10 protein-coding genes are annotated in these 13,202 nt (G+C 40.1%); all 10 read right to left on the minus strand.

Annotated elements, in window-relative coordinates; genetic code table 11:
* Positions 1-57 precede the first annotated feature (57 nt).
* The 10 genes from MR764_RS15655 to MR764_RS15700 all read right to left on the minus strand — a co-directional run bounded on the left by MR764_RS15655 (position 58) and on the right by MR764_RS15700 (position 13,196).
* Positions 58-1,209: a glycerophosphodiester phosphodiesterase family protein gene (locus MR764_RS15655; protein WP_247980383.1), complete on the minus strand. Its 1,152-nt coding sequence runs from the start codon at positions 1,207-1,209 to the stop codon at positions 58-60.
* Positions 1,210-1,298: 89 nt separating this feature from the next.
* A complete protein-coding gene (locus MR764_RS15660; protein ID WP_247980384.1) occupies positions 1,299-2,441 on the minus strand; it encodes a glycerophosphodiester phosphodiesterase family protein in 1,143 nt (380 codons plus the stop codon).
* A gap of 33 nt (positions 2,442-2,474) precedes the next feature.
* Positions 2,475-3,350 (minus strand): MBL fold metallo-hydrolase, encoded by an 876-nt coding sequence (locus tag MR764_RS15665; RefSeq protein WP_247980385.1) that lies wholly within the window; start codon positions 3,348-3,350, stop codon positions 2,475-2,477.
* Between the two features lie 11 nt (positions 3,351-3,361).
* Positions 3,362-4,786, minus strand: coding sequence for a GDSL-type esterase/lipase family protein (locus MR764_RS15670; protein ID WP_247980386.1), 1,425 nt, complete (start codon positions 4,784-4,786; stop codon positions 3,362-3,364).
* Between the two features lie 137 nt (positions 4,787-4,923).
* Positions 4,924-6,303: an endonuclease/exonuclease/phosphatase family protein gene (locus tag MR764_RS15675; protein ID WP_247980387.1), complete on the minus strand. Its 1,380-nt coding sequence runs from the start codon at positions 6,301-6,303 to the stop codon at positions 4,924-4,926.
* Between the two features lie 268 nt (positions 6,304-6,571).
* Positions 6,572-7,585, minus strand: coding sequence for a DUF1735 domain-containing protein (locus tag MR764_RS15680; RefSeq protein ID WP_247980388.1), 1,014 nt, complete (start codon positions 7,583-7,585; stop codon positions 6,572-6,574).
* A 297-nt stretch (positions 7,586-7,882) separates the two neighbouring features.
* Positions 7,883-9,061: a glycoside hydrolase family 27 protein gene (locus MR764_RS15685; protein WP_247980389.1), complete on the minus strand. Its 1,179-nt coding sequence runs from the start codon at positions 9,059-9,061 to the stop codon at positions 7,883-7,885.
* Between the two features lie 38 nt (positions 9,062-9,099).
* The gene (locus tag MR764_RS15690; RefSeq protein WP_247980390.1) at positions 9,100-10,962 is read right to left on the minus strand and encodes a family 20 glycosylhydrolase; all 1,863 of its coding nucleotides are present in this window, start codon (positions 10,960-10,962) and stop codon (positions 9,100-9,102) included.
* Positions 10,952-11,845, minus strand: coding sequence for a carbohydrate kinase (locus MR764_RS15695; RefSeq protein ID WP_247980391.1), 894 nt, complete (start codon positions 11,843-11,845; stop codon positions 10,952-10,954). Before MR764_RS15695 ends, MR764_RS15690 begins: the two co-directional genes overlap by 11 nt.
* A 4-nt stretch (positions 11,846-11,849) precedes the next feature.
* Complete coding sequence (locus tag MR764_RS15700; protein ID WP_247980392.1) at positions 11,850-13,196, minus strand: sugar porter family MFS transporter; 1,347 nt, start codon at positions 13,194-13,196, stop codon at positions 11,850-11,852.
* Between the last annotated feature and the right edge of the window lie 6 nt (positions 13,197-13,202).

Raw genomic sequence — 13,202 nt, forward strand, 5'->3', positions numbered from 1 at the left:
TCCCCAAAAGCGGTTAGTAACATCGTCGCGATTTTATGATGAATTACGACTACCCTTTTATTTTCCCAGGTGAGCATTTACATATTCTGCATAATCTGTCTGGATAATGTGAAACTGGAGATTTACAATACTGTCAAGAACAGAATAATCGCCCTGCAAAATAAGTTCTCCCTTCTCATATAGATAATTACCAAAAGAAGCCATATCCTTTGCCTTGGCCGCTGTAACAATATCCCGGGCAGTTGATGCATTATAATCTAATTGTATCATTTTAATCCGGGGGTCTTCGGCCCAGTAGTCAATTACAGATGTACTTTTGACATAGGGAAAAAGAATAATTTGAGAATTCACATCTGAAAATTTTTGCGCAAATGTTTTTTGACTCCCAGTATAAAAAGCAACTCTATCGAGCATGTGTAAAGAATCGACCAGATTAACAACATCAGACGCATTAACTGCCCCTAAATGCAGATCATAAAAAACTTTACCTCGTCCTGCTAATAATATTTCCTCAAGGGTCGGAACCTTACTCGTTGTCAAATCTCCATTTTCAGCTTTCAGATTGAACCGTTTTAAAAATGAAAGAGTCATTTCGGCTATGGCTCCCGCCCCATTTGTTGTCCTGTCGATTAATTCATCGTGCATAATTACCGGGACACCATCCGATGTGGTTTTCACATCAACTTCAACCATCTCGACCCCAGCTTCGATAGCTCTTTGTACAGCTTCAACCGAATTTTCAGGAATGCCTCCTATTTTTTTTCCATAATAGGTATTCGCCCGATGGGCACAAATCCATTTTCTTGATGGGTTATTCATCAAATCAGCCAAAGCATCATTCATACGTTTTCCCATCACCGAAACAGTCGTATCCACTCTCACGGTTCCACCTTTTCCGTCTGATAATTTCAGGATTATATTAAAAACGCCTTCCTGTGTATAAGAGTGTTTCACTGTTTTCTCGGAAGACGAAGATTGATCCCCCAAACTCCAGGTCTGGCTCACTGCTACATCGGTAGTAAAAGAAAACTCTACCTCTTCATTTAAGCACGGAACCGGGTTAGAAATTGTAAGTACTGGTGCAGGTAATTCATATTCCTCCTCTTCATCGTCAATATCGGGGCCTCCTCCATTATCATCTTTCTGGCACGATTGGAGTAAAATCCCAAATCCAATCCAGAGACACATTAACAAAATACTTTTTTTCATAACTAGCTTAATTTTTTCATTTTAAATACACACTATTACTTTGGTTTATTCTTTTCAACCTTCATTCAGATAGACGCTAAAATGAATGCTCATTCCACGTATGGCTTCAACATCTCGACATAATTTGTTAAGATGATCTGATATTGCATACTTCTTATATTGTCTACTTCAGTGAAATTGTTGTACAATATGGCATCGCTGATGTAACTGGTAAATGAAGCCATTCCTTTTGCCTTTGCTGCAGCAACAATCTCACTGGCGGTGGCATCGCCATAGCCTACCTGTATTAATTTTATCCGGGGATCAGCCGACCAGTAATCTATATCTGCCACAGTCTCTACATATGGAAAAACAATGGCTTGTGAATTCACATCAGTAACCTCCCGCGCTTTCTCTTTACTGCTACCTCGATAGAAAACAACACGATCCAGCATATGTAAAGAATCGCATAAATGAACAACAGTGGGAATATCAACGCCCTTTTTAATGTCTAATTCATAAAATATCTTTCCTCGCCCGGCCAACAGAGCTTCTTCCAGCGTAGGGATCTGGTCATCTGTCACAGTCCCGTCTTCTGCCTTTAATTTAAAGCGCTTTAGCATGGATAATGACATCTCGGCAACTGTTCCGGCTCCATCTGTTGTGCGGTCGATTGTAGCATCGTGCATCATTACAAAGGCACCATCTGCCGAATTTCTTACATCCATTTCAATCATTTGGGCACCAGCCGTCACAGCACGTTCTATGGCCTCCACCGAATTTTCGGGAACGCTTCCAATTTTTTGTCCATAATAGGTATTTCCCCGATGAGAACACACCCAAACTTTTCCGGTTTCTTTTACCAGTTCATCGAGCGCATCGTTTATGCGTTTTCCCATTACTGATATGATTGTATCAATACTAACGACACCGCCTTTCCCATCCGACAGTTTTAGGTTAACATTAAAATCACCTTCACTCGTGTATTTGTGTTTTATTGTTTTTTCAGTGGATGAAGTTTCATCTCCTAATTTCCAAACCTGGGTTACAGAAGCATCAGTAGTAAAAGAAAACTCTACCTCCTCGTTTATGCACGGCACCGGATTTGAAATTGTAAATGTTGGAGCAGGTAATTCATAGTCTTCCTCTTGATCGTCAACACCGGTTCCTCCTCCATTATCATCTTTCTGGCACGATTGGAGTAAAATTCCAAATCCAATCCAGAAACACATTAACAAAAAATATCTTTTCATAATTAGTTTAATTTTAGGCACCAGTTATTTAGTCTATTCAATCCGAAAAAGGCCTTCGCAACTCACATAATTCCCAGTTATACCAAGAGAATCAATCAAATTCCTTGTTTCTATTGTTTCCAATGTATGTGTGTTGAAACCGTTTCCTATATTGTTGTTATATACCCATGTGGGAGTTGGCCACAGACAGGCTTTAAATTTTATAGTTCGATAGAACTCTTTACTGACTCCCCTTTGCCCGTGATGAGCCATTTGTAAAAAATCGCAATCCAGCTCTTTCCGGGATGGACCGTTTAACAACAGGTTGCCTTCTTCAACTCCCGCATCGCTCAAGAATAAAATTGATTTTCTATCGTCCCAAACACGGATTACCGTGCTTGAATTATTGTAAGGGTTTGTTGTCAGTGATTCGTTTTTTACACTGAGTATTTTGAATTTTGTATGATCAACCTGAAAGGTCTCGCCAGGTTCAGTGAGGTTATCTACCGGAATGCCTGATTCTTTCAGTTTCCGGTAAAAATATAGTGCCACATCCTTGTAATCGGGTTCCAGTTCGCAAAAACTTTCAGACAATTCTGAATGACAAATTTTATCAATCGTTATTCCATTGGGAGCTTTTATAATCTGGGTTAATGCACCAACATGATCGGGATGAGGATGACTAACCAGCCAAAGTGAAACATGACTTCCCAATGCAGCAAGAGAACCCCTCAGGTAGGCTTCTTCTTCAGTTACGCCGCCATCGATTATCACCACCTCTCCGTTATTCATCCTGAAAACATATGAGTTACCAACTGCATCGACTTGAGAAGGCAGCTGCCATACAACAAAATTGGATGTTTTACGGCCTTGAGAGCAACCCAGAAACACCATAAAAAAGAAAATACCGATGACAATTTTTTTGAGCATACTAAGGATCTTTATTTTTTTGAATATGCTTCTAATGTGAAATCAACTATTGGCTGAGGATTCTGCAAACTATGCGGATGATGTCCAATTCCAGCTTTATGGATTACATGTATCCCACCTCCTGCCTTTTTTATTTCTTTCTCGAACAAAGCAGTGTTTTCTTCAACAGGCACCACCTCATCAGCATCGCCAACAACATGTAATATCGGATAGTCACCCCGTACAATTTTATTTGTCATATCTAGCGGGTTGCCTTTGAAAGCCATGGCTTCTGACTCGCATCTCAGCGCAAAATCATTTTTAAAAGTCTCCCAGTCGTTCAGGCTTCCGGCACTTTTGCCTTTACCGCCCGGCCAGCTCTTAATATCGAGCACCGGAGCATCGGCATAAATTGCAGCAACACGCTTCGGATACTTTGTTGCCCAGCGGTAAATATAAAACCCGCCCCTGCTCATACCTTCCATTACGGATTGTTTTGAAAGGCCTGCTTTTGTCAGGAACTTATAAAATTGATTCCATGTAGATAACGCTTCCTTGTTGCCGAACAATTCTGCAACATCGCAATAAACGATATGAAACCCACGCTCAAGTAAGGCGATGTCAAACTGCGGTTCGTGCCCCCAAAACCGAGCCCGCCAAACCCATGGATTTCCTTTTGCAGCATTTTTGGGAACTACAATTTTTGCATTCCTCCCGTTAAAGTCGAACTCGTACCCTTGAAAGCCATAAAAATTAAAAGAGCCAGTATTGGATGGAAGCCTGGAAATCAACTCTAAATGAGAATCATTTTTTGTTTGAATATAATCACAAACACGTTGGGCAATTATTGTTGCACCTTCTGCCGAAGGATGAATACCATCAGTAAATAATGTTGGAGAATCAATAAACAGGTTGTATAAATTAACGATCTCGGTTCCGGTTTCAAAAGCAACCTGTCTTACTTTGGGCAAAATATTGTCGCGAATAACACTAGCTGTAATTCCACGGTCACCTTCAACAAAAGCAGGGACAGGAGATAGTAAAACAATTCTCGGATGAGAAGGTAATTGTTTGAACGAAGAAATCAGTTTCTTGTAATCGTCCACAAAACCGTCCAGAAAAACGCGGTTAGCCGGCTTTGTATCGTTAGTTCCCAGTTTAATAAAAACCCAATCGGGCAAAAATGCCAGCGCCTCCTGATATTCTTCATAAGCAATGTAAGGATAATCACCTTTTGACAACAGCGTAGTTCCACTCCTTCCAAAATTACGAACATCGTAACGCTCACCAAGCATAACCGCCAACTGAGCCGGATAACTATTAATCTCCCTGTTTTCAATGGTCGCTCCGTAAGTAATGCTATTTCCTACACAGGCTATTTTAATTCTTTTTTGTGCACCTCCGCTTAAGGAACTAATACACAACAGAAAGAATAAGATAAATCGAAGAAAGCTCATATTATATTTAATTAGTATTCGTAATCAAAATTTAAGGTTGAATATCAAGCAGGCATATTAAATAGTTGTTTCACTAATTGAATTTTCGTAACAATTGATTCCTTATGGTTTCTAAAATGCCAAAGCCCTCATCGACACTAGAACTCAGCAATAATCAATACAGGATCATGGTCTGATGGGAATTGCCCATTTGGCCGATCGTTTAATACTCCATATTCTTTTATTTTTATCTGGCTTGTTACAAAAACATAATCGATTCTTTTTGTCGATACATCTTCACTCTGACCATTAAAAGTTCCAAAAGATCCATAAGGAGCTATTTCCGACAAATCGTATGAATCACTTAGCAAACCATCATTTAAAATGGTTTGTATGGGAGTGGTAGTTGGTTTTGAGTTAAAATCGCCAGTTGAAAAAGCGGGGGAATCACCCGCGATTAATTTCATTTTTGATAAAAGTAGTTTAGCTGATTCTAATTTGGCCGTTGAACCTTCATTATCAAAATGAGAATTAAAAAAATAGAATTCACATCCCGTTTCAATATCTCGAAATTTACCCCATGAACATATGCGATTATAAGCAGCATCCCATCCTATACTTGGAATATCAGGGGTTTCTGAAAACCAAAAATTCCCTGTTTGTAATGGTTCAAAACGGTCAACTTTATAAATGATAGCCGAATACTCGCCGTCTTGCCCCCCATCGCGACCTTCTCCTATATATGCATAATCCCCATATCCACTCTCGGTAATATCTGTCAGATGATTCTTTAAAGTACCTTCCTGTGTACCAAAAATATCAAAATCATAGTTATGGATTAAGTATTTAACCAGGTCTTTCCTTGTTGGCCAGGATGCTTCATTAACCCACAAGTTATAGGATGCTACACGTAAAACACAATCTTTATTTGTTTGACGAACAGGAACAACAACCTGTTTACTAATATTCTGATTAGCAGACTTTATAATGATATTCCCCGATCTCGATGTTCCGACTTCAGGTAAGGCTTCAGCTTTAAAAGAATATGTTTTTTGTCCGTCATTTCCTTGCTGAATAATCCATTCAGGCAGTTCAAATTCGAGCGACACATTCGTTGTAATTTCTAACGCAAATTCGAGCGTTTCCTTTTCATTGAAAAAAACCTCGTCGCTATTCACTTCAAGTACAGGTTCTACGGCAAACTGCCCAATTACAATTTTATCAGAAATATTGTCACTTGTTATTGTTATTTCAGCAGTACGTTTTTCGCCTACTGTTTCATTTGCTGTTACCGATATTTTCAGATTATTCTCTGAAGAAGAATTTATTTCGGTTGTACACCACGTAGCTGATGATTCTACTGAAAAATCCCGATTAGACTTAATTGCAATATATTCTTGTCCTCCCTCGGGCAAAAATATCAGTTCGTTCGATGATATGTCCAAATAAGCAGGTTCTTCGCTATCTTCTTTACAGGAAAAAGAAATAATAAGAAGGGTAATGAGTAACACCCACTTTAATTTCATATAATATTTCATCTTATTAAAATTGTTTGTTTTTTATGGTATAAGATGTAACTCGCATGATTTTAATGATATGCATATGTGTCAAAAACTTTATCATGCTCGTTTCATTTCGTTAGCCATGTTATTAGGTGTAGTATTAAGTAGCCATTAAAATTTATTTATCAAACTAGTTAAAAGGATCCATTTAGGCTTGAATTCCCCACAATTACCAGACTTTAATACGATAATACAGGTACAAAGACCCGTACTATCGTATATGCCTAAACTAAACTATTACGTGTTACTTGTTGCTATTGTAATATGCTCCCAATTCGCCAAGATAGGTATGAGGACCGCCGTAGGCAGTATTGGTAATTGTTAACCTGAAGTAACGGCAGGATACTTCATTTTCAAGCATATATACTATCCTGTCTTCCAGTACATATGGAGCATCTGATATTTCCAGTACTTTAGTCCACTGTTCTTTGTCGCTGGAAACTTCAAAATACATGTCTTTTGCCCATGACTCGTCGCCCCAGTCTTCCTGGCAGTCAACAAGCCAGAACCCCAGAATTGATTGCTCGCTCTTCATATCAACAAGGAGCCAATGAGGAAGTCCCGGAATAGAATCTCTATAGTGGGAATGCCAAAATGTGTAAATGTTATTGTCAAGCAAGTAAATGGCTTTACCCTGACCATCGCCTTCGGCTGTCAGCTCTTCACTGGAACATTCAATTCCCCAGTTGGAACGATCGATATCAGAAACAATAACTTCTTTCGCTTTGTTAACTTTAATTACAAAATAATTAACACTGTTTTGCTCACTAACAGTACCGTTTCCGCTTACAGATTTAATTAGTACAGGAAGTAAATAAGTTTTTTCCCTTTCTAACTTTCCGGCAGGTTTAATGGTAAGCGATAATGAATCTGATTTAGAAGCGCCATCAGAAATGGTCAATTTACTTCCGCTTAGCTCATAACTACCATCAACCATTGATAAATAAGAAGTTTCATGGGCAAAATTAAACCCACTAACCAATGAAAGATCAACTTCAATAGTTGCTTCTACAACACCTTCTGCATTTTGGTCAGCCGAAACGGCAAACTTAAAAGTTGTATCAACCAACTCAATAGTGCTTTCAAGCGGATTGTTTACAGCATCCGGAAAAGAAACCGATACAACCACAGGTTCTGGTTCCGGATCATCATCACTACACGAAACGAACAAAAGTGCAGGAACAATTAATAGACCTGCCAAATTTCTCACTAATTTAATTTTGTTAGTCCATTGAACCAACATTCTCTTTTTTTTCATAATGTTTTTAATTAATTGATTAGATACTAGCAATTTAACAAACACATATCTCCGGAATCAGATTGAAAACAAAGTAAAGAATCCCCCTTTTCAGGAAAATAAACACCTGAAATACGACACTCCTCATTGATCACAAAATGGAGTGGTACTTAAGCCATTAATTAACTAACCATAGCAGGGAAGTCAATAAAGTCCTCAAGCTGATCAGAAATACTTATTGCTGCTTTACATTCTAAATTTTTCTATTTGGACCCCGACATTTTCAACGCGTGCACTCATTCTCCAATGTCACAGGAATCATTTTTTTTTTAAGAATCGATATACTTTAACTGAATGTGGAGGCATTTTAACCATAATAATACTCTTATCGGTTTTCACTTCTTTCTGCTCCCACACATCACGTACATTATAATCTTCCAGGTTGTAGGGATAAGTGTACCAGTAGTTATCACTTGTTTTTAGTAAACTGGTGAAATTAACCTGCACTTCTTTTTCCTCGTCGCTCCGGTTAAGCAGACAAACTGCTTTTTCATCATTTTCCAAAGCTCTGCCCCAGATTTCGTAGTCTCCGTTGTCGCGGTAACAAGATGCCTGCTGGCCAATCGGATCCTGATCAATGGCTATCAGTTCATTATTCGTCAGAATTTCTTTTGTTTCTTCTGACATGTTGGCAAGATCATTTCCGGCCATCAACGGAGCAGCCATCATACACCACATCGAGAAATGTGTTTTATACTCTTCATTCGTCATTCCTCCGTTGCCAACTTCCAGCATATCAGGATCGTTCCAATGACCGGGGCCTGCATACTTTGCCAAATCTCTTTGTTTATCAACAATCCCGATCATGGCATCCCACCTGTCAAGGATATCACCAGTGGTGCGCCACAAATGCCCAACATCTTTTGCCCATTCCCACGGTTTTGACCCGCCCCACTCGCAAATACTGAAAACAATCGGACGACCGGCGGTATATAACGCGTCTCTCATGTTTGTATAAGATGATCTTGAATCCTGAGTTGTAGTATTACACCAGTCGTACTTTAAATAATCTACTCCCCAACTGGCATAAGACCTCGCATCCTGGTATTCGTGCCCCAATCCACCGGGACGACCGGCACAGGTTTCACTTCCGGCACAGGAATAAATGCCAAACTTTAATCCTTTGGAATGAATGTAATCAGCCAGGTATTTGATTCCGTGCGGAAAACGCTCTTTGTCAACGATAATTTCCCCATTTTCGTCGCGGCCAACCTGCCAGCAGTCGTCAATAACAACATACTCGTAGCCGGCATCCTTCATTCCGCTGCTTACCATAGCATCTGCCATTCCCATTATCAGATCTTCGCTTACATCGCAGGCAAATTTATTCCAGCTGTTCCAGCCCATTGGCGGAGTTTGGGCCAGTTTGTCGAACTTTTGCGCATAGGCACAAAAGCTGGCAATCATCAACATTACAATTGTTAGTTTTACTCTCATACACAATAATCTTTTAAAATTTACATATCAATATTTTGCTATCTGTTTTTCAAATCATCAATCTTTACCCGAAGCATTTGTCCTATCGGTTTTCCATCTCTGTATGTTATCGCTTTTATCTCGACAGCACCTGTAGGAATAGTAACCGGTTGTCCATTATATTTTGGGGAATATTCATCCGGAAAAGCAAAGTTGAAAGAATAGAAGATGTCCAGTCCCGGAAATTCTGAGCCAAATTCTACCTGCAATTCACTTGAAGATGTTTCAGTCAGTTTTGCAAACGGATCGTAAACACTCCGCGCGTATTTCGTTTTATTTTTATCCAACAACGGTAAATTCTGTTCCAAACGATGCATAAAGTTTTCGCTATTGCGTTTTTCTTTGGGCGACCAGAATACTTCGGACAAAGCCATAGCTCGTGGCCACGTCATATATTCCACCTGGCGTTCTTCTTGTATCATTTCAGTCCACACATTTCCTTGTCCTCCCAGAATATATTTTGGATCAATACCATTGGGAACAGGTTCAAAACTATAAACCTTTGAAATATCCAGTGTTGGCCACGGAGCAGGAAATCCCGACGTTATTGGGTCTCCCTGCATGTAATCCAAATAACAGAAATCGGTTGGGGTCATCACTACTTCGTGCCCTTCAGAAGCAGCTTTAATTCCACCTTCCATTCCACGCCACGACATTACCGTTGCGTTGGGAGCCAAACCACCTTCCAATATCTCGTCCCAACCAATCAAATGTTTTCCTTTCGACTCCACTATTTTTTCAGCACGTTTTATGAAATAACTCTGAAGTTCGTGTTCATCTTTCAAACCATTATCTGTCATCACCTGCTGACATTTAGGACATTGCTCCCAGAAATCTTTGCAAACCTCGTCGCCACCTATGTGTATATATTCTCCGGGAAAAAGAGCAGCCACCTCACCAAGAATATCGTCGAGCATTTTAAAATTAGCTTCGTTGCCTGCACACAATACATTTCCCTCCGGCCCATCTATTTCTCCGGCATAAACCGTTGTTTGCCTGCCACTGCACGAAGCCTGCGGATATGCAGCAATCAACGAACGGCTATGTCCAGGAATATCGATTTCCGGAACAATAGTTATAAAACGGTCTGCGGCATATTTTACAATTTCCCTGATATCTTCCTGCGTATAATATCCTCCGTATGTTGGTTTTTCTCCGGGTTTAACTGCCGGCATACTGTAAAAAACACCTGTGCGCGGCACACGCCAGGCTCCAACTTCGGTGAGTTTCGGATATTTCATTATTTCAATCCGCCAACCTGGATCATCGGTTAAATGCCAGTGAAATACATTGTATTTATATTCCACCATCTGATCCATAAATTTCTTTATAAATTCTTTATCAAAGAAATGACGACTAACGTCCAGCATCAATCCTCTCCATGCAAAACGGGGATAATCGACAATAGAAACAGCCGGAACAGCCACTTCCTGTCCTTTATTTTCAGTTGTTGAGTTCAACGAAACCAACTGCAACAACGACTGCAATCCGTAAAATATACCAGAAGGATTGTTTGCAGCTACTTTTACGCCTGAAGGTTGTATCTCCAGCACATATCCTTCATCTCCGATCTCGTTATTTCTTGTTTTATTAATTTGAAGAGAAATATTCTTTCCTTTTCCTTTGGACGTTGCCGTCAATTTATTGCCAGTTAGAAAATCGACTCTATCTGCAAACATTGCGGCCAGTGACAAAACAGATTCATCACCGTTTGTAACGATCTTTGTTTTTCCATTTATTACAAAATGTCCTGAACTCTGCGTTAAGTTCACCGGCTCCGGAATTATACTTACAACCTCCTGCGAAAAACTTATCGTGCTAACCAGAAGTAAAAGGAAACTTATCAAGAATCTATTTTTCATGTAACTCTGTTTTTATTGTTTTGTAATCATACTTAGGCATCGCCCCGTCTTGTGTGCACACATAAGCAGAAAGTTGCACTGCCATTTCGTGACAGCGTTTCATCGGAAAACCATTCAGTATTCCAACGATAAGCGCAGCTGAAAAAGCATCGCCTGCACCAACAGTATCTTTTACTGCTACCTGCGGAGTTTCCATAAAAGATGACTCACTTAACGAACAAAGCAAACTTCCATTGGCGCCATATGTGCAGGCAACCATTTTCAGGTTAAACTCTTTGGCAAGCTGTCTGCAAACCAATAAATCGTCACCCGGCAATTCATACATATCCGCGATTGTACGTAGCTCTTCATCGTTTATCTTCAAAACGTTTGCAAGCTGCATCGATTCGGTGATCAATGTTTTCGAGTAATAATGCTGACGGAGGTTAATATCAAAAACTTTCAATGCGCTATCAGGCACAAGACTTACAAACTTCGTTATTGAAGCTTTCGAAATTTCGGATCGCTGTGCCAGGCTTCCAAAACAAACAGCATCCATCTGTTTGGCCAAACCGGCAATTTGAGCAGAAAACGGGATAAAATCCCACGCCACCTGCTCCGTTATCTCATATTGTGGAATACCCGCTTCGTTTAGCGTAACATCTACAACTCCAGTCGGGTAATTAAGAGTTTCGATCTGAAGATGAATGTTGTATCCAGATAAGCGGCTGATGATTTCACGTCCCAACCCGTCGTTGCCAACAGCGCTGAAAATATAGCCATCTGCGCCCAACATTGCCGCATGATAAGCGAAGTTTCCTGGAGCGCCTCCCAATACCTTTCCTTGTGGCAAGATATCCCACAATATTTCTCCGATTCCTGCTATTTTATACTTATTCGTCATTTTTCTATTTTGCCAGTCCCAGCTCTTTTTCAATCTCTTCCAGTGATTTTCCTTTGGTTTCAGGAATAAAGAATTTGATAAAAAGGAAGGCGAGTAAACTCAATAAGGCAAGAACACCAAATGTTACCACCCCGCCAAAGCTGCTCATCATCCAGGGGAAAAACTGAACAACAAGCAACGAACAAATCCAACTGATTGAAGTTGAAAACGACATTGCAGTTCCCCGTATCGAAGTTGGATACATTTCAGAAGTAACTACCCACATAACCGGGGCCAGCGATGCCGCAAAAAAGGCGATATAAACAAGGACAGAGATTACCATTCCAATGTCACCACTATTTTGACTGAAAAACGATGCAGCCAGAAAGGACAACGAGAGGGTCATCCCTGCTGCACCCCATAACAACAAAATTTTTCTTCCTTTTTTATCGACCAGCCAAACAGCAACGATGGTAAAAACAAAATTTACAATTCCGACAACAATGGATTGCAGAAGAGCATCATTTATTCCAACTCCTGCCTGCTGAAAAATTACCGGAGCATAATTAATTACAACATTAATCCCAGTAATTTGCTGGAATGCTGCCAGTAGTGTTCCCAATAACAGAACATACCCCAGTTTTCCCTTAAATATTGAGCTGATTTTTACCTTCTTATTACTATCATTAGTCTCATCCGAGGTTTCTAAATTCGACATTTCATCCATCGCATATTGAGCTCCGCCTATTTTGAACAGTATTTCCTGAGCATCACTTTTCCTTCCGGCTTTAATTAACCATCGGGGGCTTTCGAAAAAAGAAGCAGTAAGCAGAAGCAGATATATCACACCAAAAACAAGCGGTACTCCCAGCATAAAACGCCAGCCATAACCTATCCTGAACAAAACATAATCGATAATGTACGCAAACAGAATCCCGGTTACAATTGCCATCTGATAAAAAGAGACCAAGGTTCCGCGGCGTTCTGCCGGAGCAATTTCGGTTATGTAAGTTGGCACAATAACAGAAGAAGCTCCTACTGCTAATCCTCCAAGAATACGGGCAAATACGAATAATGAAAACCGATGTGAGATACTACACAATAATGCAGATAGCACAAAAAGAAAAGCAGTTATAAACATCGTTCTTTTACGGCCATATTTATCGCCAAACGAACCGGCAACGAGTGCGCCGACCAAACAGCCGATCATTATGGAGCTTACTGCCAATCCGGTTTGCATTTGATTCAGTTCGAAAAAATCCTGAACACCCGTAATTGCCCCCGAAATTCCGGCCATATTCAGTCCGAATAACAGTCCTCCGTTTACAGCTACAAAGGTCATCCAGTTTATAAGTCGATTATTCAGTTTCATTAGTTT

Source organism: Maribellus sp. YY47 (genome assembly GCF_023111095.1).
Taxonomy (GTDB): domain Bacteria; phylum Bacteroidota; class Bacteroidia; order Bacteroidales; family Prolixibacteraceae; genus Draconibacterium.